This is a genomic window from Azospira sp. I13 (assembly GCF_003112695.1).
GTDB lineage: Bacteria > Pseudomonadota > Gammaproteobacteria > Burkholderiales > Rhodocyclaceae > Azospira.
On the sequence record NZ_BFBP01000023.1, the window covers coordinates 1 to 23,789 of the forward strand.

At 56.9% G+C, this 23,789-nt stretch carries 17 protein-coding genes and 2 riboswitches; of the genes, 5 read left to right on the forward strand and 12 right to left on the reverse strand.

The genetic code is table 11. From position 1 onward, the window contains the following. Positions 1-249: 249 nt before the first annotated feature. The 3 genes from AZSI13_RS15285 to AZSI13_RS15295 are packed head-to-tail and all read right to left on the reverse strand — an operon-like array spanning position 250 to position 3,089. On the reverse strand, positions 250-843 hold the full coding sequence (locus tag AZSI13_RS15285) for an anaerobic ribonucleoside-triphosphate reductase activating protein (protein ID WP_109042056.1): 594 nt from the start codon (positions 841-843) through the stop codon (positions 250-252). After that, a complete protein-coding gene (nrdD, locus tag AZSI13_RS18245) occupies positions 836-1,015 on the reverse strand; it encodes an anaerobic ribonucleoside-triphosphate reductase (protein ID WP_109042057.1) in 180 nt (59 codons plus the stop codon). The genes AZSI13_RS15285 and nrdD overlap by 8 nt, the downstream gene beginning before the upstream one ends. A gap of 34 nt (positions 1,016-1,049) precedes the next feature. Continuing rightward, on the reverse strand, positions 1,050-3,089 hold the full coding sequence (locus AZSI13_RS15295; RefSeq protein WP_268807537.1) for a ribonucleoside triphosphate reductase: 2,040 nt from the start codon (positions 3,087-3,089) through the stop codon (positions 1,050-1,052). 272 nt (positions 3,090-3,361) lie between these two features. Beyond that, positions 3,362-3,565: riboswitch (cobalamin riboswitch) on the reverse strand. Between the two features lie 146 nt (positions 3,566-3,711). Next, positions 3,712-3,926: riboswitch (cobalamin riboswitch) on the forward strand. A 196-nt stretch (positions 3,927-4,122) separates the two neighbouring features. Between AZSI13_RS15295 and AZSI13_RS17370 the strand changes: the two genes are divergently transcribed. Then, the gene (locus AZSI13_RS17370) at positions 4,123-4,860 is read left to right on the forward strand and encodes a hypothetical protein (RefSeq protein WP_133247332.1); all 738 of its coding nucleotides are present in this window, start codon (positions 4,123-4,125) and stop codon (positions 4,858-4,860) included. A 41-nt stretch (positions 4,861-4,901) separates the two neighbouring features. Here AZSI13_RS17370 and folB read toward each other — a convergent pair whose 3' ends face one another. The 3 genes from folB to metE form a co-directional block, all read right to left on the reverse strand. Further along, positions 4,902-5,285 (reverse strand): dihydroneopterin aldolase, encoded by a 384-nt coding sequence (gene folB, locus AZSI13_RS15305; protein ID WP_109042059.1) that lies wholly within the window; start codon positions 5,283-5,285, stop codon positions 4,902-4,904. A gap of 140 nt (positions 5,286-5,425) precedes the next feature. After that, positions 5,426-6,670 (reverse strand): serine hydroxymethyltransferase, encoded by a 1,245-nt coding sequence (gene glyA, locus AZSI13_RS15310; RefSeq protein ID WP_109042060.1) that lies wholly within the window; start codon positions 6,668-6,670, stop codon positions 5,426-5,428. A gap of 95 nt (positions 6,671-6,765) precedes the next feature. Beyond that, a complete protein-coding gene (gene metE / locus AZSI13_RS15315) occupies positions 6,766-9,057 on the reverse strand; it encodes a 5-methyltetrahydropteroyltriglutamate--homocysteine S-methyltransferase (RefSeq protein ID WP_109042061.1) in 2,292 nt (763 codons plus the stop codon). Positions 9,058-9,171: 114 nt separating this feature from the next. Between metE and AZSI13_RS15320 the strand changes: the two genes are divergently transcribed. From AZSI13_RS15320 to AZSI13_RS15330, 3 genes are read left to right on the forward strand one after another with little or no spacing between them, the layout of a single operon-like run. Continuing rightward, the gene (locus AZSI13_RS15320) at positions 9,172-10,092 is read left to right on the forward strand and encodes a LysR family transcriptional regulator (RefSeq protein WP_109042062.1); all 921 of its coding nucleotides are present in this window, start codon (positions 9,172-9,174) and stop codon (positions 10,090-10,092) included. Next, positions 10,089-10,799, forward strand: a complete 711-nt coding sequence (locus AZSI13_RS15325) for an epoxyqueuosine reductase QueH (RefSeq protein ID WP_109042063.1) — start codon at positions 10,089-10,091, stop codon at positions 10,797-10,799. Before AZSI13_RS15320 ends, AZSI13_RS15325 begins: the two co-directional genes overlap by 4 nt. A gap of 11 nt (positions 10,800-10,810) precedes the next feature. Next, positions 10,811-12,076, forward strand: coding sequence for an HD domain-containing protein (locus AZSI13_RS15330; RefSeq protein WP_109042064.1), 1,266 nt, complete (start codon positions 10,811-10,813; stop codon positions 12,074-12,076). Positions 12,077-12,126: 50 nt separating this feature from the next. Here AZSI13_RS15330 and AZSI13_RS18250 read toward each other — a convergent pair whose 3' ends face one another. The 6 genes from AZSI13_RS18250 to prpC are packed head-to-tail and all read right to left on the reverse strand — an operon-like array spanning position 12,127 to position 22,118. Continuing rightward, positions 12,127-12,735: a GntR family transcriptional regulator gene (locus AZSI13_RS18250; RefSeq protein ID WP_305765153.1), complete on the reverse strand. Its 609-nt coding sequence runs from the start codon at positions 12,733-12,735 to the stop codon at positions 12,127-12,129. Beyond that, positions 12,732-16,175 carry a pyruvate carboxylase gene (locus tag AZSI13_RS15340; RefSeq protein WP_109042065.1) on the reverse strand — a complete coding sequence of 1,148 codons (3,444 nt, stop codon included), beginning with the start codon at positions 16,173-16,175 and terminating at the stop codon, positions 12,732-12,734. Before AZSI13_RS15340 ends, AZSI13_RS18250 begins: the two co-directional genes overlap by 4 nt. Before the next feature lie 58 nt (positions 16,176-16,233). Beyond that, complete coding sequence (locus tag AZSI13_RS15345; RefSeq protein ID WP_109042066.1) at positions 16,234-17,094, reverse strand: oxaloacetate decarboxylase; 861 nt, start codon at positions 17,092-17,094, stop codon at positions 16,234-16,236. Positions 17,095-17,107: 13 nt separating this feature from the next. Continuing rightward, positions 17,108-18,313 carry a 2-methylaconitate cis-trans isomerase PrpF gene (gene prpF, locus AZSI13_RS15350; protein WP_109042067.1) on the reverse strand — a complete coding sequence of 402 codons (1,206 nt, stop codon included), beginning with the start codon at positions 18,311-18,313 and terminating at the stop codon, positions 17,108-17,110. Then, positions 18,313-20,955: a Fe/S-dependent 2-methylisocitrate dehydratase AcnD gene (gene acnD / locus AZSI13_RS15355; protein WP_268807538.1), complete on the reverse strand. Its 2,643-nt coding sequence runs from the start codon at positions 20,953-20,955 to the stop codon at positions 18,313-18,315. Before acnD ends, prpF begins: the two co-directional genes overlap by 1 nt. Before the next feature lie 8 nt (positions 20,956-20,963). Further along, positions 20,964-22,118: a 2-methylcitrate synthase gene (gene prpC, locus AZSI13_RS15360; protein ID WP_109042069.1), complete on the reverse strand. Its 1,155-nt coding sequence runs from the start codon at positions 22,116-22,118 to the stop codon at positions 20,964-20,966. Positions 22,119-22,292: 174 nt separating this feature from the next. On the opposite strand from prpC, the gene AZSI13_RS15365 reads away from it, so the two are divergent. Continuing rightward, positions 22,293-23,720 carry a short-chain fatty acyl-CoA regulator family protein gene (locus tag AZSI13_RS15365; RefSeq protein WP_109042070.1) on the forward strand — a complete coding sequence of 476 codons (1,428 nt, stop codon included), beginning with the start codon at positions 22,293-22,295 and terminating at the stop codon, positions 23,718-23,720. The last annotated feature ends 69 nt before the right edge of the window (positions 23,721-23,789 follow it).

Consider the following 23,789-nt stretch of genomic DNA (forward strand, 5'->3'; position numbering starts at 1 on the left):
CACTGGTACGGACAAGTATGGAGCCAATGGCCAGCTCGAATTCCGCATAAATCCTAGAAAATTAAAAATGAGAAGTGTCCATTGATGACTCGATGAAAGTGGACGGGGAAATGCACTTCCGCCCCAAATCTATGCATACTCACTAATGAAACCCCTACCCTAAAATCCAAAGCGTTCAATTAAGCTGTTGAAGGCCCACCTGATCGTTATATCAGGTGGGCCTTCACGATTTTTGGCTTCTTTGCTATTTCAGGGGACGGCAATCCTGCATTCCTGGTAACTCGGGGTGCCATATCCCATGGTCGAGAGCCCCGCCTCCAGCCTCTGCAACCACTCGGCATCCTTTGATGGAGGAAGAGTGCACCGCAGTTGATGGGGTACTCCAGAGGTCTTCAACAGTTCCAACGCTGCCCTGGCACTCGTCCCCCCCTGACAGCCAACAATGGGGGCATATTCATCAAAGGGGGCCTTGACGTCGAAACCAACCCAGTCGAGCAGGGGTAAAGCCTCTGCCAAACGATCTGGGTAGATTCCTGCCGTATGCAGCGCCGTGGCATACCCCAGGTTGCGGACATCCTTTAGTGCAGCCGTCAGGCCGCGCTGGAGCAGCGGTTCTCCGCCGCTAAAAACCACACCCTCCAACAAGCCCTGCCTTGGTTCCAGAAAACTCAAGACATCCCGCCAGGGAATCTGGCCGGAGCCCGGTGGCAACAAGTGTTGGTTATGGCAGTAGAAACAATTCCACGGGCAGCCTTGGCAAAAAACAACAGCTGCCAGGCGCCCGGGAAAATCGATGGTGGTGAATGGGACAAGCCCACCTACCGCCAAATCGGCTTTAGACATGCTTGCTTTGAATACTGGAGGGCTCGGCGAAATGACAACGCTCAGAGTGTTCGCTCTGCTTTCCAGGATTGAATTCAGAGACAGGACGGTGATAGCCCATTACCCGGGTCCACACTTCGCAACGTTGACGTTCGTGGTCTTGCAAAACAGATTGGTTGTTGAGTTCTTGCATAGGAAGTTCCTTTCTTGCTTATGTGGTTAATGGATTACTGTACGTTCGCCCGGCGTACCAGGAGTTCCGCATCACACTTTGGGCAAAACTCATGTTCCCCCGATAGGTATCCATGCTTTGGACAAATCGAGAACGTTGGAGTGATGGTGATGTAAGGCAGGCGGAAACGAGTCAATGCCGTACGAACAAGTTGTCGGCAGGCCTGAGGGGACGAAATTTTTTCTCGCATGTAGAGATGCAATACGGTCCCTCCGGTATAGCGGGTCTGCAGATCATCTTGGCGCATTAGTGCTTCGAAGGGGTCATCCGTAAAACCCACAGGAAGTTGGGAAGAATTTGTGTAGTAAGGCTTTTCCACGGTCCCCGACTGGAGAATATCTGGCCAGCGCTTGAGGTCTTCCTTCGCGAAACGGTAGGTTGTCCCTTCGGCAGGCGTCGCTTCCAGGTTGTACAGGTTGCCTGTCTGCTCCTGGTAATCACGCATACGGTCACGCAACCTATCAAGTAGTCGCATGGCCAGCGCATGTCCTTCATCACTGGAAATGTCTGCGGTTCCTCGGGTGAAGTTCCTAACCATTTCATTGATGCCATTCACACCAATGGTAGAAAAATGGTTGCGCAACGTTCCTAGATATCTCTTGGTATAGGGAAATAGACCGTCATCCATCAACCGCTGTACCACTTTGCGTTTGATCTCGAGACTATCCTTTGCCATGTCGGCCAATCGGTCCAAGCAAGCCATCAGAGCAGGTTCATTCTCTGAATACAGGTAGCCAAGCCTGGCACAGTTGATTGTCACTACACCGATTGACCCCGTTTGCTCGGCCGAACCAAATAGACCATTCCCTCTTTTGAGTAGCTCTCGGAGGTCCAACTGGAGGCGACAACACATGGAACGAACCTGGTTCGGCCTCATGTCAGAGTTGATGAAGTTCTGGAAATAGGGAAGGCCATACTTTGCGGTCATCGCAAACAGCAGTTCGGCATTCTCGGATTCCCAGGGGAAGTCCTCTGTCATGTTGTAGGTCGGGATGGGGAACGTGAAGACCCGGCCACAACGATCTCCTGTGGTCATCACTTCGATGTAAGCGCGATTAATGAGGTCCATTTCCCGCTGCAGATCGCCATAGGCGAAAGGCATCTCGGTACCGGCGATGATGGGAATCTGCTCCCGGAGATCTTCCGGACAAACCCAGTCGAATGTGAGGTTGGTGAAGGGGGTTTGGGTGCCCCAACGGGAAGGTACATTCAGGTTGTAGATAAACTCCTGGACACCCTGCCGTACCTCCTCATAGCTCAACCCATCGTGGCGGACATAAGGGGCCAGATAAGTGTCGAAGGAACTGAAGGCCTGGGCACCAGCCCATTCGTTTTGTAGGGTGCCGAGAAAATTGACCATTTGCCCGAGAGCCGTTGAGAAGTGCTTGGGAGGACCCGCCTCCGGCTTTCCTGCGACACCGTTGAAGCCTTCAAACAGCAACTGCCGCAATGACCACCCTGCGCAGTAGCCTGAAAGCATGTCCAGATCATGAATGTGGATGTCAGCGTCTCGATGGGCCTGTCCAATCTCAGGAGGATAAACGTGGGAGAGCCAGTAGTTGGCTACCACCTTACCTGATACGTTGAGGATCAGCCCCCCCAGTGAATAGCCTTGGTTGGCATTTGCCTTCACCCGCCAGTCAGCGCGACCGACATATTCATCAATGGCTGCTGCCACATCCACCAGGGTACGGCGGCCCTCCCGCAATCTGCGATGCTGGTCCCGGTAGGCGACATAGGCGCGAAAGGTACGGAGATGGTTCGCATCGACAAGCGTCTGCTCAACGACATCCTGAACCTGCTCGACCGTCGGACTAGAGACGCCATAACGATGGCGGATTACCTTCAAGACCCGAGCTGCCAGCAAACTGGCTTCCTCAGTCTCGTATTCCCCACTGGCAGCCCCAGCTCGAGAGAGTGCGGAGACGATCCTGGGGGCTTCAAAAGGGACTTCTACACCATCACGGCGTGTAATTCGCAATGGTAAGGAGGGAAGTGCTGTCAGGATGAGGGTTTCTGTTTGAACGGTTTCCACGGGGGAGCCTCTTCATAGGGGTTATACGAAGCATCACCCCACAATGAGGTGAGCGCAGCCAGGAGCGTCGATGGCAATGCCATCGCTCCTAACGAAAAAGGGCTTTATCAGAGGAAAACAGACAGACTCAGGGATAGGACAAGTCACACCAGTGATCTTGCGTTTTCCCGGGGCAAACAGAGTGGCCTTGTCGACACAATTCAATCGACTGACCAATAGAAAGGACGAACTTGCTCTTATCGAACTTCATGCCTGGGACACCCCGCCCAATTAAAAGAAGATGTGTCGCTGGCAGGTCTCCTGACTCTTGGCTTCACGCTTAGCCGGCCTTCCCAGGATAGATCCCAGTGGCGTTCAGATCGGGCTGAAGCAAACCAATTACAGTTGCGGGGGCAGTTTCGGAATAAGGGAGAAATCTCCCTGAACCGAATTCCCTATTAATCCCAGACAAGGGAACCATTCGACATAAGAAGTCTATGAACAATCTTCCTGGCGGTCAACGCAGAAACACTGCATATAGTGACGTAAATCAAAAATTACACTATATATAGTATGTGCTTCGCTTTTTTACAGAAAACAACAGAAAGTCGTTTTGGATAATTACAAGGGCAAACCCCTATGTATAATGGAGCGAATTTCAGGTGTTGCTGCCTAGTTCTTTGGCAGCAGTTAAACGGGAAAACGGTACGTCTGTCTTGAACAGATAAAGCCGCTACTGCCCCCGCAACGGTATGTGAGTGTGGGCGCGTTACAACGCCACTGGGAGAGTCCATTCCTGGGAAGGCAACGCGTCATAACTTTCAAGTCCGGAGACCGGCCTGAAATACTTTGCAATGAGTGCCACGGGGATGTGGTGCCAGTGTTTCTCGCTTGTTTTTGCCAAAGGCGGCGGGCTGCCCTATCTATTCATACAACGCTTACCACGTTGTTGTGGCATTGCCATCCAGCAAGCGAAGGACTTCTTCCTACCTTCCCCGTGGCTGTTTTGTCCTCTGCATAACTGTTCCCAGGTTATGACGAATAGTGCGATTAAATGCCCACCTCAGCTCCTGCTATTTCTTTGCCAGAACAGATGCAGTCGTACGAAAAAGCGGTCAATCGAACGTTGGTGAGCATTCCACCGAGTGACCTTGAAAAAAGCTCACCCAGCCACTCCAGTGAGCTCCAGACGCAGCAGGTTTTCCGGGAAGAACTCAGTTCTTTTGACACAAGTAATTTTCGCCATGTCATCACAGCGGCCTTGACCAAAGGCAACGTACGCTTCGTCAATCGTGAAGTCAGCAGCAGTACAACCAATTATGGCAGTGTCTCTGTTTCCCAAAGGCTCTTGGCAGTAGCTACAGCCTGCATGGATCTTGGTCGCGTCAAACAAGTTAAAGGTTGGCTGCGAAGAATTGCTGAAGAAGGTGAACCGGAAGTCGTCTTCCCTGCAATTTCCATCGCAGTAAGGGCGAAACAACCTGAACTGACTCTCCGTCTGTATCAAAAGCTGTCTGTATCTCACCTCCCGAGACAGGATGTCTTGCTCCGGGTCACCACCGAAACAATCGAATTGGCCAAACGGCTGAGAAAACCGCACGCTCGACACGGTGCATGGAAATTGCATCAACAGATCGTCGAGGCAGCAAGTGATGTACTGGGGGCGGCCCTTAAACAATCGACGGAGTCGAATTGTGAAGACTGGGAGCGACAAGCGCTGTTGTTATTGGCTCATGCAAAGAAGCTGATCAACAGCAAGCCTGGCAAGCCTGCAGCACCGTCGCCGCAATGAGCCATGCGTATGTCCGGCATACGTATGGCCGCACTACCTCTCTAGCTGGCGCGCGACATTTCCGCGCGCCCCAGTGAAACTTCTACCGATGCGGCCTCGGATATGAACGGCATTGGGGGGCTGTGTTTGGTCACGGATACATCGATAGATTCGATGGCCGCGTGACGGAACAACAACAAGCGAGCAATAGCCTCTGCCAGTGCCTCCAAGGTGTTGAACTTCTCTGATGCAGAAATATTGGAGATTCCTTCTGCCAGGGTGTCGTAGCCGACTGAATGCTGAAGCTGGTCATCGTCATGACTGCACACCTCACTCAGTTGGCAAGAGACATCAAAGATAAAGCGCTGACCGAGGGAGCGTTCCTCCGCTATGAGGCCGTGATACGCATAAAGCTGAAGTCCCTTGAGGCGTACTGCAGTTCGCATTACATCATTCCATACAGCCAGCCATGCTTCCTGGCTGGGATTTGCTTATTCGGGCTGCCGGCTATTCAGCTTCCATCCGCCTGCGACAACCCGAACTGGCGGTAGCTCCACAATCCTCGGAGCACGGACACGCTAGAATGCTACCGATATACCGGATGGCGCTTCGTAAGCTCCTGTACAAGATTCCGCACACGGACCAGATTCCCTTCGTCGTGAGGATTGTCGAGTGTGTCGGGAATCAGGTTGGCTGTCTGGCGCGCCTCATCATCCCCAAAACCTCGCGTGGTCATTGCCGGAGTACCTACGCGTATGCCGCTGGTCACCATTGGCTTCTCCGGATCATTGGGAATTGCATTCTTGTTGATGGTCATATGGGCCCGGCCGAGTACAGCTTCGGCCTCTTTCCCCGTGATTCCCTTGGCCCGCAAATCCACCAGCATCATGTGACTCTCGGTACGGCCGCTAACGATGCGCAAGCCACGCTGGGTGAGCGTGTTCGCGATGATTTGGGCATTCCTGATAACTTGCTGCTGATAAGCCCTGAACTCGGGGGAAAGCGCTTCCTTGAAAGCCATCGCCTTGGCGGCGATGACATGCATCAGCGGACCGCCTTGGAGACCGGGGAAGATGGCGCTGTTGATGGCTTTCTCATGCTCAGCTTTCATCAAGATAAAACCACCTCGTGGCCCACGTAGGCTTTTATGGGTCGTACTGGTGACAACGTCGGCGTGCGGCACCGGGTTCGGGTAGACGCCGGCGGCGATGAGGCCGGCGTAGTGAGCCATATCAACCATGAAGAGAGCACCGACTTCCCTGGCAATACGGGCGAACCGCTCGAAATCGATGCGCAGGCTGTAAGCCGAGGCGCCAGCGATGATGAGCTTGGGCTTGTGCATGCGGGCCTTGGCCTCCATTGCCTCGTAATCAAGTTCCTCCTTGGCATTGAGGCCGTAGCCGACAACATTGAACCACTTGCCGGACATATTCAGCGCCATACCGTGGGTCAGGTGGCCGCCTTCAGCCAAGCTCATGCCCATGATGGTATCGCCCGGCTTGAGGAAGGCGAGGAAAACGGCCTCATTGGCGGAAGCACCGCAGTGCGGCTGAACATTGGCAGCCTCGGCGCCGAACAGCTGCTTGACGCGCTCAAGGGCCAGTTGTTCAGCGACATCGACAAATTCGCAGCCGCCATAGTAGCGCTTGCCGGGATAGCCCTCGGCGTACTTGTTGGTCAGTTGTGTGCCCTGGGCCCACATGACGGCCGGAGAGGCGTAGTTTTCGCTGGCGATCAGCTCGATATGGTCTTCCTGGCGGCGGTGCTCGGCTGAGATGACGGCAAACAGTTCAGGGTCGGCCTGTTCGACCAGGATATTGCGTTGATACATGGCATGTCCTTAAATAAAGCATCCCGGGCAATGCCGGGATGCAGGGTGATCGGATATCCCTACCGCCATAGCCGGCGGGTGCAGCGATGGGAACGTCAAGCGAGCGTGGTGCGAAGGGCCTTGGTAGCGGTAACCATGTTCTGCAGCGCGGCGTTGGTTTCCGGCCAGCCACGGGTCTTCAGGCCACAGTCCGGATTGACCCACAGGTTACCGGCGGGAATCGTCTCCAGCGCTTTCTTCAGCAGACGCTCCATTTCCTCCACCGACGGCACGCGCGGCGAGTGAATGTCGTACACCCCGGGGCCGATCTCGTTCGGGTACTTGAACTTGCCGAAGGCGTCGAGCAGTTCCATGTCCGAACGGCTGGTCTCGATAGTGATCACGTCGGCGTCCATGGCGGCGATTTCCGGCAGGATGTCGTTGAACTCCGAGTAGCACATGTGGGTGTGGATCTGCGTGTCATCGGCCACCCCTGAGGCGGAGAGGCGGAAGGCACGGGTCGCCCAGGAGAGGTACTCGCGCCAGGCTTCACGGCGCAGCGGCAGACCTTCGCGGATGGCCGGTTCATCGATCTGGATAATGCCTATGCCTGCCTTTTCCAGGTCGCAAACCTCGTCACGAATGGACAAGGCAATCTGCGCAGCGGTGGTCGAGCGCGGCTGGTCATCACGTACAAAGGACCATTGCAGAATGGTAATCGGGCCGGTCAGCATGCCCTTCATCGGCTTTTGCGTCAGGCTCTGAGCATAACTACTCCAGGCCACGGTCATCGGGGTCGGGCGCGACACGTCGCCGAAAATGATCGGCGGCTTGACGCAGCGTGAACCGTAGGACTGCACCCAGCCGTTGCCAGTAAAGCAGAAGCCGGCCAATTGCTCTCCGAAATACTCCACCATGTCGTTGCGCTCTGCCTCGCCGTGTACCAGCACGTCGATATCCAGCTTTTCCTGCTCAGCGACGGCGTGGGCAATTTCCTTCTTCATAGCCTTTTCGTAGTCAGCTGCAGACAGTTCGTCGCGCTTGAAGGCCGCACGGGCAGCACGGATTTCGGCAGTCTGGGGGAAGGAGCCGATGGTGGTCGTCGGCAGCAGAGGCAGGCTGAAACGTTCCCGCTGAGCTGCCTGGCGAATCGGGAAGGCAGAAAGGCGGCGATCTGCATCGGCAGATAGCCCAGCCAGCCGCTCGGTTACCTTCGGATTATTCACCCGCGGACTAGAGCGACGCGACTGAATGGCTTGCCGGGACTGGGCCAGAGGGCCTTCCGCTGCAACATCTCCGGCCAAGGCCTGCTTGAGCACACGTAGTTCATGGAGTTTCTCCACGGCGAATGCCAGCCAGTCACGAATTTCTTCATCAAGACCTGCCTCGCCCTGGACGCTGAACGGAACGTGCAGCAAGGAGCAGGACGGCGCCAGCCACAGGGCATGAGTGCTGGTGTTGCGCAAGGCCTTGATCTGGCGAAGCACTTCATCCAGGTCCGTACGCCAGATATTTCGACCGTCCACGACCCCGACAGAAAGCACTTTGTGGGAAGGCAGCCAGTCGGCTACGGCAGCAATCTCACGGGCGGCCCGCACTCCATCTACATGCAACCCCTTGACCGGCAACCGGCAGGCCAGACTGAGGTTCTCCTGTAATGGCGAGAAATACGTAGCCAACATCAGGGAGATACCGACCACGGAAAGACGGGTATAGGTAGGCTCAAAAGCCTGACGCCATGAGGGAGGCAGATCAAGCCCAAGGATAGGCTCATCCACTTGGACCCATTCCACGCCCATGGACTTCAAACGGGCCAGCACCTGTTCGTAGACGGGCAGTAACCGCTCAAGGAGATTCAGGCGATCGAAGTTAGCTTCTTTTTCCTTGCCTAACCAGAGGAAGCTGAGGGGCCCGAGCAGTACAGCCTTGACCGGATGTCCATGGGACTGGGCTTCGGCCACTTCGGTGAACAGCCGTTCATCCGCCAGAGAGAAGGTGCTTTCAGAGGTGAACTCAGGGACCAGGTAGTGGTAATTGGTGTCGAACCACTTGGTCATTTCCAGCGCGGGACGACCTTCGCCCGAAGCCCCCGATTCCTGGGCGACACCGCGAGCCAACGTGAAATAGCGGGCAAGCGATGCTTCTTGACCCGTAAAGCCAAAACGGACCGGCTCACAGCCAAACAACTGAATATGATTGGCCACATGATCGTAGTAGGCAAAATCGCCGACGCTAACGAAATCGAGGCCGGCTTCACGCTGCAACTGCCAATGTCGGGCTCGCAGCGCCCGCCCCACCCCCTCCAGCTCCGCCGCATCGATTTCGCCACGCCAGTGACGCTCAAGGGCAAATTTTAGTTCGCGTTGAGCCCCCATGCGAGGGAAGCCCAGGGTATGGATTGTGGTCATGCCAATTACCTCCTAAAGATTCAAGTGGCGCCACTCTAGGGCTTGCAATACATGAAGTAAAATGGTCTTATTTCAATAATCAATGAGTTTTGCGCATGTTTAATCTAGGCATTTATGCTCGAACGTATTCACCTGAACATCATCCGGGAAGTAGAGAAACAGGGCTCTCTGACGGCTGCAGCTGAGGTGTTATGCCTGACCCAGTCAGCCCTCAGCCACAGCATGAAGAAGCTGGAGCAACAGCTGGGCACCGACGTTTGGCTGCGCGAAGGGCGTAGCTTGCGGCTGACCCAGGCTGGCCGCTATCTACTGGGTATCGCCGAGCGTGTACTACCCCAACTATCGCTGGCCGAGGAACGCCTGCAACAGTTTGCTCAGGGCGAACGGGGCACTCTGCGTATTGGCATGGAATGCCATCCTTGTTACCAATGGCTACTCAAGGTCGTAGCCCCCTATCTGGCAGCCTGGCCAGACGTGGATGTGGACGTCAAACAGAAATTCCAGTTCGGCGGCATCGGCGCCCTATTTGCCTATGAGATAGACCTGCTGGTAACGCCTGATCCGCTGTATAAGCCTGGCCTGCATTTTGAACCCGTCTTCGATTACGAGCAGGTACTGGTCGTGAATCGTAGCCACCCTCTGGCTGGGTCGGAATTCATCGAACCGGCCCAATTGACCGGGGAAACCCTGATTACCTATCCGGTGGCCATTGAACGGCTGGATATCTACAACCTGTTCCTGCTACCGGCAGGCGTAGCACCGAAGCGCCACAAGACCATTGAAACCACGGACATCCTGTTGCAAATGGTAGCGAGTGGGCGGGGAGTCAGCGCCCTGCCGCGCTGGCTGGTAGAGGAGTACGCCAGCAAGCTTGATATCCAGCCTGTACGCCTGGGGAAAAAGGGCGTCGCCAAGCAGATTTTTCTCGGAACTCGCGGCAGTGAAAGCAGTATCGATTATCTACGGGCCTTCATCGAGCAGGCACGAGGCCTGATCAACCAGCCACCCCGAAAACCGAAGCGGGATAAGCCATGAACCTCTCAAGAAATCCAAAGCGGCTCCCCGTTCCCCACGGTCATGCAAAGGTTTTGCTGCACTCGTGTTGTGCCTCCTGTTCGGGGGCGGTCATGGAAGCCATGCAAGCGTCTGGAATCGACTTCACCGTATTTTTCTACAATCCCAACATCCACCCGTTCAAGGAATACGAGCTGCGAAAAAAAGAAAATATCCGTTACGCAGAAAGCTTCGGCGTTCCTTTTGTCGACGCAGACTATGACCAGGACAACTGGTTTTCCCGGGCGAAAGGGATGGAACGGGAGCCGGAACGAGGTCTCCGCTGCACCATGTGCTTCGATATGCGCCTTGAACGCACTGCCCTGTTCGCCCATGAAAACGGTTTTCCGGTCATTGCCAGTGCCCTGGGTATTTCGCGGTGGAAGGACATGCAGCAGGTGAATGACTGCGGTCGCCGTGCTGCAGCCCATTATCCTGGCCTGCACTATTGGGATCACAACTGGCGCAAGGACAGTGGCTCGGCGCGGATGATCGAGATCAGCAAGGAAGAGAATTTCTACCAGCAGGAATACTGCGGCTGCATTTATTCCTTGCGCGATACCAACGCCTATCGCGCAGCTCAAGGGCGCGAACGTATCCGGCTCGGCGAAAAGTTCTACGGACAGGAAGCACATGGGATGTGCAGCCAGGAAGCCCCTTCTGGCACCCCGGGTTGCGGAGAAGTCTGAGGAAACAAGCCATGCTGCTACGAGACCCGATCCACGGTGATATTGAACTCAGCCCAGCGGAGACCGCCATACTGGACTTGCCGGTGATGCAGCGTCTGCGCGGTATCAAGCAGCTAGGTACAGCTTACCTGGTCTATCCAGGCGCCTTGCATACCCGCTTCGACCACTCGGTCGGAGCCTGTGCCATGGCCCACCGCATTGTTGCCGACCTGGTCAGAGGTGGGCTGGATGTCCCCCCGGAACTGGAGGATGCGATTGGTGTTGCGGGATTGCTGCATGACGTCACCCACATCCCCTTCGGTCACACCCTTGAGGATGAACGCCGGCTTTTCCCTCGCCATGACAAAGGCACTCGCCTGGCGGCATTGTTTGCCAGTGACCTGGGCGACGCCCTGGCCCGCCATGGTCTGGCGGATCAGGTTGCAGCCCTGCTTCACCTCCCCGGTAATCAGGGAGGAATGCCGGAATGGGCCTCAGATATCGTATCCGGCACCATCGACGCCGACCTGCTAGATTACTTACGCCGCGACAGCTTTTTCACCGGCCTTTCCCACAACTACGATGATCGTATCCTGCGCTCCTTTACGGTCCACGGCGACCGTCTGGCCCTGCGTCTTTCCAAGCACGGGATGGACCGGCCGGATGCCCGCTCCGAAATCATAGGCGTATTGCGGCTGCGCTACTTTCTCACCGAGCGCGTCTACTACCACCATACCAAGGTCGTTGCCGGTGCACTGATTTCCAAGGCAGTGGAGCAGGCGCTTGAGCACGGTTTGCTGGAAGAAGCGGATTTTCTGCGCTTTAACGACTGGACCCTGCTTGATCGTCTTGAGAGTTGCGGTATCGCAGGCATTTCAGCCTTAGCCCAGCGCATCGCTCAGCGCAATCTGCTGAAGCGTGCCTACGTCGTCTCTGGCCGTAGCGTACCGCTCCCCCAACGCCAAGACTGGGTAACCCGCTACCATTTGGCACGGACCCAACGCGCCCAGGCAGAAATGGAACTAGCCACCACACTTAACCTGCCATTTAGCGAGGTAGTAGTCTATTGCCCAGCACTGAGCATGATGAAAGAGGCGGATGTGGCAGTAGAAACCAATAGGGGCCTGGCACACCTAAATGCCCCAGGGCATCCCTCATTTGCAGAAATCGATGCACTGCAAGAACGCTATTCCGAATTATGGCGTTTCTATGTCTTTGTGCCGGAACATGCGACTAGTCGAGCTGCTGTGGCTGCGGCAGAGATGTTTGGCTTGCCCAGCGAACATGGAGGCACCTGAACCCAAAAGATGTCCGACATCAAGTCTTGATCTGTAATTCCTAATCCAGACTAAGCCGCCTCAGATCCTTCTGCCACGAATAGTTTCAAGCCTGACACCCGACGTACATGGTTGTGCTGACGAAGCATTTCCAATGCCACATCTACCTTTCCCTCTGTGATAGCAGACGATAGCGCTGCCTGAAGCTCGCTAGAAAACTGAATGGCTTCGGAATCAAAATACGATCCCAGCGCCAAACGCAACTTGGCGACGACCCGACTTACCAAGTCGGGTAGATACTGATTCCCCGAGGAGAACAAAAGATCCTCATAAAACTCTTCTCCTGGCAATACCTCGTCCCGGAGAATACTAGCCTGACGTACCGCAAACTCCTCTAGCAGATCCAGAATATCGAACAACTGGCTCACGTCGCCGTACTCCAGTCGGGCGACGAAACAACCGTAGCGCGCCCGCAACTCTACCAGCCCTTCACTGGCTAGGACCTTGAGCGCCTCGCGCAACGGTGTCCGGCTGACACCATAAGCGGAGGCCAAGCGGAACTCATCGAGGGCCTCACCTGGCGCCAGCTCGTGGCAGAAAATACGCTCCCGCAGAGAGTCGGCCAAGCCTTCATACAGCATCCTTGGCCGCAAGGTTTCATCGATCTGTTCGTGTCTCATGACAGCTCCAGTATTAGGTCCTTGGGTTCCACACGATCCCCGGGGGAAACTAGAACGCGGACGACGAGGGCATCTCGCTCCGCAGTGACGGCCGTTTCCATCTTCATGGCTTCAATGGACAACAAGGGGCTGCCCTTGCTCACCTTCTGACCCGGTTTGACTGCTACCACGTTAACAACGCCGGGCATTGGTGCTGCGACATGGTTTGCGTTAGCCTCATCCACTTTGGGACGCACCCGTTTGCTTGCTTTCCGCGCTTCCTGGGTGATCCGCATGGGTCTTGGCTGGCCATTCAGTTCAAAGAACAAGCGGATTTCGCCTTCTTCCGGGGCCGGCGCCTGGCCTGCCAGGCGAATGGCCAGGGTCTTGCCGCGCTCAATCTCCACCGCCATTTCGTCCTTCTCGTTCAATCCATAGAAGAACACCGGGGTTGGCAGAACGGAAACGTCTCCATACTTGCGGTAGTGTTCCGCATACTCTGTGAAGACCTTTGGATACATCAGCCAGCTAGCCAGTTCTACGTCGCTCACCTGGTGGCCGACCGCCTTTTCCGCTGTCTTCCGTTCCGCCTCCAGATCCACAGCGGGGAGATAGGCTCCGGCCCGACCTTCCCGGGGCTCCTGGCCTTTAAGGATGCGGGCCTGTAGCGCAGATGGGAAGCCATCAGCCGGGTAGCCCAAGTCGCCACGCATCATGGAGACAACGGAATCGGGGAAGGAAATATCCTTGTCCGGGTCACGGATATCATCCGAACTGAGCTCGTTGGCCACCATGAACAACGCCAAGTCGCCCACTACCTTGGAAGAAGGCGTCACTTTGACGATGTCGCCAAAGAGCTGATTAACGTCCGCATAAGCCTGGGCAACCTCGTTCCAGCGGTGCTCCAGCCCCATGGCTCGGGCCTGCTCCCGCAGATTGGTGTATTGGCCACCAGGCATTTCATGGCGATAAACATCGGAGGTACCAGCCCGAATGTCGGCCTCAAAGGGGGTATAGAAGCGGCGGACCCCTTCCCAATAACGGGAGAATGGGGCAACGCGACCATGGGTCAGGCCGGTATCTCGTTCGGTGTGTTCCAGAGCGGCAATGATGGCGCCCAAGCTGGGCTGGGAGGTCAGGCCGCTCATGGCATCCATCGCCCCATCCACCGCATCCACTCCGGCATCCACTGCAGCCAGTACAGTCGCAACTGAACCGCCGCTGGTGTCATGGGTATGGAAGTGGATAGGCAGTCCCACCTCATCCTTGAGTGCTTTGACCAGGGCCCGGGCTGCCTGCGGTCGGCAGACCCCAGCCATGTCCTTGATGCCCAGAATATGGGCGCCTGCTTTTTCCAGTTGCCTAGCCATGTCTACGTAGTACTTGATGTGGTACTTACTACGGTTGGGATCCAACAGGTCACCGGTATAGCAGATAGTGCCTTCGCAGAGCGCCCCAGCCTCAATTACCGCATCCATCGCAACACGCATGTTTTCTACCCAGTTCAGGGAGTCGAAAACGCGGAAGATATCCATGCCGTGAGCCGTAGCCTGCTGTACGAAATAGCGAACCACGTTATCGGCGTAGTTGGTATAGCCGACGGCATTGGATCCCCGCAGCAGCATTTGGAAAAGCACGTTTGGTACGGCCTTCCGCAACTGGTCCAGGCGTCCCCAAGGACTCTCTTTGAGGAAGCGCATGGCCACATCAAAGGTAGCGCCACCCCAACATTCCAGGGAGAACAAGTCCGGCAGCAGGCGGGCGTAATGGGGAGCTACTGCCAGCATGTCCGCAGTGCGCATGCGGGTGGCAAAAAGGGATTGGTGTGCGTCCCGCATGGTGGTATCGGTCAGCAGCACCCGCTTTTGCTCCAGCATCCAGCGGGAGAATTTTTCAGGCCCAAGCTCCTGCAACCGCTCCCGGCTCCCCGGCAAAGGCAGCACGCTCAAATCTGCTTTGGGCAATAGAGCCTTGGATAGGGGATTGAGCGGCTTGGCCCGGCCCTTCATTTCCGGATTTCCATTAACCACCACCTCACCGACGAATTTCAGCAAGCGAGTGGCCCGATCCCTGCGAGGTTTGAAAGTAAACAGTTCCGGCGTGGTGTCGATAAAGCGAGTGGTGCACTCGCCACTTCGGAAGGCCGGGTGACCGATGACGTTTTCCAGGAAAGCCAGGTTGCTGGATACGCCGCGAATACGGAATTCCCGGAGAGCCCGATCCATGCGACGGATAGCCTCGTCGGGATCGTGCCCCCGGGCCGTTACCTTAACCAATAGGGAGTCGTAGTAGGGGGTGATGACGGCGCCGGTATAGGCAGTGCCGGCATCCAGGCGAATGCCGGCACCGGCGGCGGAACGATAGGCCGTAAGCTTGCCATAGTCAGGGGCAAAGGCTTTTTCCGGATCTTCGCTGGTGACCCGACACTGCAGAGCATGGCCCGTCAGATGAATATCGTGTTGCGCAGGAAGAAAGTCGTTGTCGCCAATACAACCGCCTTCACTGACGACGATCTGGGCCTTGACCAAGTCCATGCCGGTCACTTCCTCGGTCACCGTATGCTCCACCTGGATGCGCGGGTTAACCTCAATGAAGTAGAACTGGCCGCTATCGGCATCCATGAGGAATTCAACAGTGCCCGCATGGGTATAGTTAACGCCATCCGCCAACTTCAAAGCCATGGCACACAGGGTCTGGCGCTGTGCTTCGGACAGGTAGGGTGCCGGGGCCCGCTCCACCACCTTCTGATTCCGGCGCTGAACGGAACAGTCCCGTTCAAACAGATGCACTCGGTTGCCGTGGCAGTCTCCGAGGACCTGTACTTCCACGTGGCGAGCCCGCACCACCATTTTTTCCAGGTAGACCTCGTCATTGCCGAAGGCCGCTGCAGCTTCCCGGCGGGCCGCCTCAAGGGCAGGAGCCAACTCCCCTTCGTGCTGCACCGCCCGCATGCCGCGGCCACCGCCCCCCCAGCTAGCCTTCAACATCAGGGGGTAGCCGATTGTTGCCGCCAGACGCAGGCAGCTTTCCAAATCTGCAGGCAGCGCCCCAGTGGCCGGCACCACCGGTACGCCAACCCGCTCGGCCAGGGCCCGGGCCGAGACCTTGTTGCCAAGCTGTCGCATCACTTCGGGTTTGGGGCCGATAAAAGCGATACCAGCCTTGGCACAGGCCTCCGCGAAATCCGGGTTCTCCGAGAGGAAGCCGTAGCCTGGGTGAATCGCATCCACCTTGGCCTGTTTGGCAATGCGGATGATGTCGTCGATGTCCAGATAGGCGGCAATAGGCTTCTTTCCCTCGCCCACAAGATAGCTTTCGTCGGCTTTGAAGCGGTGAAGGGCAAAGCGATCTTCGTTGGCGAAGATAGCGACGGTACGAATGCCCAGTTCTGCTGCGGCACGCATGATACGGATGGCGATTTCGCTGCGGTTGGCGACCAGGATGCTGCGGATTTTTTTCATGGTTCCGGAATGTCGTGTCGGATAAATAGGCGGCCACCCCGCGAGGGGGCCGGTGGGATCAGGAATAACGCTTGTCCAGCGCGTCCCACTCGGGTTTTCCGACCAGGCGCTGTCGCTCAGCAAAGGGGGTGACCAAGCCGCTGGATTCCAGCACCTGCTTCTCGTCACGCAGTACAGTCAGCGCCTTCTGCATGCCCATCACGGCCCCCTGCAGGGCAGCGTTGGCATAGAGCACAATGCCAAAGCCTAGTTCGCCCAGCTCGGCAGCATTGAAAATGGGGGTTTTCCCGCCGATCACCATGTTCATCAACTGCGGCGTGGACAAGCGCTGCGGCAGGGCACGGATTTCCTCGGCAGTCGTGACGGCCTCGACAAAAAGGATGTCGGCACCGGCTTCAGCGAATTTCTGGGCCCGCTCGACGGCGGCCTCGAAACCATGCACCGCAACGGCATCGGTGCGGGCCATGACGAGGAAATCCGTATCACGGCGGGCATCCACCGCGGCCTTGATCTTGCTCACGGCCTCTTCAGTGGAAATCACGTCCTTGCCGGCAAAATGGCCGCAGCGCTTGGGCGCCACCTGGTCCTCCAGCTGGATGCAGTCGGCGCCGGCCCGCTCCAGAGTTCGCACGGTGTGATAGACATTAAGGGCATTGCCGAAACCAGTATCGGCATCCACCAACAGGGGCACCTCGACGGCATCGCGAATGCGGGCGGTGTGATCGGCAATTTCAGCCAAGCCCATGAAGCCCTGGTCGGGCATGCCAAACCACATATTGGTAACACCGGCGCCAGTGATGTAGATGGCCTCGAAACCGAGGTCAGCTACCACCTTTGCTGATAGTGCATTGAAGGCACCCGGCACGATAACGCCGCGTTTGGCAGCAACCAGTTCTTTCAGTTTTTTGCGGGGAGACATAAGTAATCCTCGTTCAGATTGTGTCGCCAGGCACTCGTACCCAGCCTTCCATCAGGATGCGGGCGCTACGACTCATCACGGCCTTGGTGACGGTCCATTGGCCATCGACCAGTCTGGCTTCGGCTCCGACCCTCAAAGTTCCTGAGGGATGGCCAAAGCGGACGGACTGGCGTTCGCCGCCTCCCGCAGCCAGGTTGACCAGAGTGCCGGGTACCGCAGCAGCAGTACCGATGGCGACTGCCGCCGTGCCCATCATGGCGTGATGCAGTTTTCCCATGGATAAGGCCCGCACCAACAGATCCACATCACCGGCCTTGATGGTCTTGCCGCTGGATGAAACGTAGTCAATGGGAGAGGAGACGAAGGCAATTTTTGGCGTGTGCTGGCGCTTGGCTGCGTCCTCGATTTTTTTGATCAGCCCCATCTTCAGGGCCCCGATTGCACGCAGCGTCTCGAAGCCGGCCAGGGCCTTTGCATCGCCATTGATGACATCCTGCAACTCGGTACCGCGATAGCCGATATCTGCAGCATTGACGAAGATGGTCGGAATGCCCGCATTGATCAGCGTCACCTTCAGCTTGCCGCCGGCGACCAGTGATTCCGGTACATCGAGGTCATCCACCAGGTTGCCGGTGGGGAACATGGAGCCACCACCGTCGCCTTCGCCTTCATCTGCCGGGTCCATGAATTCGAGAACAATCTCGGCGGCGGGAAAAGTGACCCCGTCCAGTTCGAAATCACCAGTCTCCTGCACCTGTCCATTGCTCACCGGCACATGGGCAACGATGGTCTTGCCGATGTTGGCCTGCCAGATACGTACGACACAGATGCCGTTCCGGGGAATTCGCGCCGGATCAACATAGCCGGCGTGAATGGCAAAGGCGCCCGCCGCCGTAGATAGGTTGCCGCAGTTGCCGGACCAATCCACGAAATCCGTATCGATAGACACCTGACCATAGAGATAATCCACATCGTGGTCCGGATGGGAGCTCTTGGACAGAATCACGCACTTGCTGGTACTGGAAGTTGCCCCACCCATGCCGTCGATATGCTTGGCATAGGGGTCGGGGCTACCGATGACACGCTGAAACAGACGATTGCGGGACTCGCCCGGAACTCGACAGCTTTCCGGCATATCTTCCAGGCGGAAAAAGACCCCCTTGCTGGTCCCGCCACGCATGTAGGTGGCGGGAATACGGATTTGCGCAACCTGAGACATCATGCGATCTCCTTTTCTGAAGCCAGGAAATCCTGTGCAAAGCGTTGCAGCACACCACCAGCTTCATAGATCGAGACTTCCTCTGCCGTATCCAGACGGCAGGTGACGGGAACCCAGAGGCGCTCCCCATTGCGGCGATTGATGACCAGGGTGAGTTCCTTGCCGGGCTTGCGGTCCCCCAGTACGTCATAGGTTTCCGTACCATCAATGCGCAGGGTGTGACGGGTCGTGCCGCTGCCGGCGATGAACTGCAACGGCAGGACCCCCATCCCAATCAGGTTGGTGCGATGAATCCGCTCGAATCCTTCGGCAACGATGACCTCGACACCAGCCAGACGAACCCCTTTGGCGGCCCAATCGCGGGACGACCCCTGGCCGTAATCCGCACCGGCGATGATGATCAGCGGTTGCTTGCGCTCCAGATAGGTTTCGATGGCCTCCCACATACGCACCACCTTCCCTTCGGGCTCCACCCGAGCCAGGGAACCTTTTTTCACTACACCGTCTACCACCGCCATTTCGTTGACCAACTGAGGATTGGCGAAGGTGGCACGCATGGCCGTCAAATGGTCGCCCCGATGGGTGGCGTAGGAGTTGAAGTCCTCTTCCGGCACGCCCATCTTCGCCAGATATTCTCCTGCCGCCGAATTAGCGAGGATGGCGTTGGACGGTGACAGGTGGTCGGTGGTGATATTGTCCGGCAGCACCGCCAGGGCGCGCATACCCTTGAGCGCACGCGGATTGGCAGCCAGAGCGCCAACCCCTTCCGTATCCCAGTAGGGGGGACGGCGGATATAGGTTGAGCGGGGACGCCAGTCGTAGAGCGGACTGATCTTTTCTGACGTGTCCCGGCGGACAGCAAACATCGGTTCATACACCTGATGGAATTGCTCAGGTTTGACGCAGGAAGCAACGATGGCGTCGATTTCCTCATCGGAGGGCCACAGGTCCCTGAGGCGGATCTCCTTGCCATCCACTACGGCTAGCACGTCCTGTTCGATATCGAAGCGCATGGTACCGGCAATGGCATAGGCGACGACCAAGGGGGGCGAGGCGAGGAATGCCTGCTTGGCGTAGGGATGAATACGGCCATCGAAGTTGCGATTGCCGGAAAGAACAGCGGTGGCGTACAGATCTCGTTCGATGATTTCCTGCTGGATTTTTTCATCCAGAGCGCCCGACATGCCATTGCAGGTAGTGCAGGCATAGGCAACGATGCCAAAGCCCAACTTCTCCAATTCGGGCAACAAGCCGGCCTCCTCCAGGTACAGCTTGGCAACCTTGGAACCGGGGGCGAAAGAGGTCTTCACCCAAGGCTTGCGGGTAAGTCCCAGTGCATTGGCCTTCTTCGCCAGCAGGCCTGCTGCCACCACGTTGCGGGGATTGGAGGTATTGGTACAACTGGTGATAGCGGCAATGATTACAGCACCGTCAGGCAACAGCCCACGGGCTTCCTCGGCCCGAGCAGCATTCAGCTTGTCCTCGTCAGCCAGCCCCTGCGCGTGGAGCGCCGTGGTGGGCAGACGCTTGTGAGGGTTGGAAGGACCTGCCAGGTTGCGCACCACCGTGGATAGATCGAATTCCAGGACACGCTCGTATTGGGCGGTCTGCAGTGCATCAGCCCAGAGGCCAGTGATTTTGGCGTAGTTCTCAACCAGGGCCACTTGCAGCGGATCACGACCGGTGAGCTTCAAGTAATCAATGGTTTGCCCATCGATATAAAACATCGCCGCCGTAGCTCCATACTCCGGGCACATATTGGAAATGGTGGCCCGGTCGCCAATGGATAGACTGTCGGCTCCTTCACCAAAGAACTCTACCCAGGCACCGACCACCCGCTCCTTACGCAGGAACTCGGTCAGGGCGAGAACGATGTCAGTCGCAGTAATACCGGGCTGGCGCCTGCCAGAAAGGCGGACCCCAACAATGTCGGGTAAGCGCATCATGGAGGCCCGGCCGAGCATGACCGTTTCGGCTTCCAGCCCACCGACACCGATGGCAATGACCCCCAGAGCGTCCACATGCGGCGTATGGCTGTCCGTGCCAACACAGGTGTCGGGAAAGGCAACCCCATCACGCACCTGAATGACCGGCGACATCTTCTCCAGGTTGATCTGGTGCATGATGCCGTTGCCAGCAGGAATCACGTCCACGTTCTCGAAGGCTTGCTTGGTCCATTCGATGAAATGGAAGCGGTCCTCGTTGCGGCGATCCTCGATGGCCCGGTTCTTAGCGAAGGCGTCCGGGTCGAAGCCGCCATACTCCACCGCCAGGGAGTGGTCCACGATCAACTGGGTGGGCACCACCGGATTCACCTTGGCCGGGTCGCCACCCTGGTCGGCAATGGCATCCCGTAAACCGGCCAAGTCCACCAGGGCGGTCTGACCGAGAATGTCGTGGCAAACCACCCGGGCGGGGTACCAGGGAAAGTCCAGATCGCGCTTGCGATCAGCGATCTGGGCCAGGGCATCGGGCAGCAGGTCAGGGGCGCAACGGCGTACCAGTTGCTCGGCCAGCACCCGGGCTACATAAGGCAGGGTGTCGTAACTGCCGGGCCGAATGGCGTCAATGGCTGCACGGGTATCGAAATAATCGAGCTGGGTGCCCGGTAAAGGCTTGCGATATTGGCTTTTCATGCTCATGCCGTCCCTTACTGGCGCTGGTCGATGGAGACAAAATGACGGTCTTCCGGCCCAATGTAGTTGGCGCTCGGGCGGATGATCTTGTTATCGACTCGTTGCTCAATGATATGGGCCGCCCAGCCGGAGGTGCGGGCGATGACGAAGAGTGGGGTGAACATGGCAGTAGGGACACCCATCATGTGGTAGCTGACAGCACTGAACCAGTCCAGGTTGGGGAACATCTTCTTCACTTCCCACATCACTTCTTCCAGGCGGGCGGCGATGTCGAACATCTTGGTGGAGCCGGCATCGACGGAGAGCTGGTGGGCCACTCCTTTGATGACCTGATTGCGGGGATCGGAGACGGTGTAAACGGGATGACCGAAACCGATCACCACTTCTTTGTTTTCCACACGGCGACGAATGTCGGCCTCGGCCTCGTCCGGATTGTCGTAGCGCTTCTGTATTTCGAAGGCCACCTCGTTGGCGCCGCCGTGCTTCGGCCCGCGCAGAGCGCCAATGGCACCGGTAATGGCGGAATACATGTCAGAGCCCGTACCGGCGATGACCCGCCCGGTAAAGGTCGAAGCATTGAATTCGTGCTCTGCATAGAGAATCAGGGAGGTATGCATGGCCCGTTCCCACAACGCAGAGGGCTTCTGCCCATGCAACAGATGCAGGAAGTGAGCACCGATGGAATCGTCATCGGTCTCTACTTCGATACGCTTGCCGTTGGTGCTCCAGTGATACCAGTAGAGCAACATGGAGCCGAGGGAGGCCATCAGGCGATCAGCAATATCGCGAGCCCCGGGAATGTTGTGGTCATCCTTCTCTGGCAGCGCGCAGCCCAGGGCTGATACCCCGGTACGCATCACATCCATGGGATGGGCCGACGCGGGAAGGGACTCAAGTGCCTCTTTGACGCTGGTCGGCAGGCCACGCATGGCCTTCAGCCGAACCTTGTAAGCCTTCAGCTCAGCACTGGTCGGCAGTTTTCCGTGAACCAGCAGATGCGCCACTTCTTCAAATTCACAACGTTCGGCGATGTCGAGGATGTCGTAACCACGGTAGTGCAGATCATTGCCGCTCTTGCCAACAGTACATAGGGCGGTATTACCGGCAGTCACGCCGGACAAGGCCACGGACTTCTTGGGCTTGAAAGTGCTTTCCTGGGTAACGCTCATGGAATCCTCCTCGGTCTCGATTGATATGAACCGGTGCTTCTTTGGGGCTTGCGTGCAACACCGATTTTTCGCAATATACGCAGCAGCAAAGGGGCTATCACCCCCTGAAAAAGCGGATCATTGCGAACAACATGACTGCAAATTGCGAATATTGCGAATTCCCCGGGAGGCAGCGTGAAAAAGACATTCATGGGAGTACGGCTTAAGCGACTGCGCGAGGAACGCGGCCTGACCCAAGTCGCACTGGCACGCGCCCTTGAGCTTTCCCCTAGCTATCTGAACCAACTTGAGCAAAACCAACGGCCGCTCACGGTTCCAGTTCTGCTCAAACTGAATGCGGTCTTCGGGGTTGATGTTCAGTTGTTTTCTGAAGACGATGAGGCCCGTCTCATCTCCGACTTGCAGGATGCGACACGGGACAATCCCGACGGGGAGCAGATTTCCTTGGCCGAGATCCGGGAATTGGCGGCGAACATGCCGGCTGTCGCCCGTACCCTGCTACGCTTCTCGAAGCGCCAACGCGAGTCACTGGAACGGGAAGAGGCTTGGGCAGCCCGGCTTGGATTGGACCGCAACGAGTTGGTAGCGGTTAAACCAATGCCATTTGAAGAAGTGCGGGATTTCTTCTACGCACGGCACAATCATGTGGCAGAAGTAGATGAGTTCGCTGAACGACTGGCCGCCGCTTGGTTGTTACGTCCCGGCGAGGCTGCTGATGGACTGGAACAGCGCCTCTCTCACGCCCACGGAGTTCGTGTAGTCAAAGGCAGTTGGGGAAGTGGGGACTCTCCGCCATCTGAAGTACAACGTTTTTTTGACCCTACCCAGAAGCTGCTTACTCTCTCCCCCCACCTCACGGTTGGCCAAGCCGCCTTTCAAATGGCAACCCAACTTGCATTCCTGGAAGCAATGCCGTTGATTGATGCTCAGGTTCAACAGGGGGCTTTTTCCAGCGATGACGCCCGGCGCCTAGCTCGCATTGGACTGGCCAATTACTTCGCCGGCGCCCTCATCTTGCCTTACCAACAATTCCTGCAGCAGGCAGAGCAACTGCGTTACGACATTGAGCTTCTCGGCCGCAGTTTCGGCGTAGGCTTCGAAACCACCTGCCACCGGCTGTCCACTCTGCAGCGTCCCAATGCACGCGGAGTTCCCTTCTTTTTCATCCGCGTTGATCGCGCTGGAAATATCTCAAAGCGGCAATCTGCAACTGATTTCCACTTTTCCAGAATTGGGGGAACCTGCCCTTTATGGAATGTCTATGAGGCTTTTGCTCAGCCAGGTCGAGTTCTCACTCAACTCGCATCCATGCCGGATGGCCGAGCTTACTTGTGGGTGGCTCACGCAACCTCTAGCGGTTACGGAGGATTCGGCACTCCAAGCAAAACTTTTTCGGTTGGCTTGGGATGTGACCTACGACATGCTGAGCGATTAGTTTACAGCCAAGGGCTAAATCTAAAACGTTCAGAAGGATTTACCCCCATTGGTGCTGGATGCAAAGTCTGTCCACGCAACAATTGCCCACAGCGGGCATTCCCACCCACGGGCAATCCGCTTCTGGTAGATGAGAACCGACGGGGCTTTTCGCCCTATGCAAGTTGAGCAGAAAACTGGACTCAATCGCTAGCCATCCCAGCAAATAGAAAAAAAGGCCAGGTTCGCCCTGGCCTT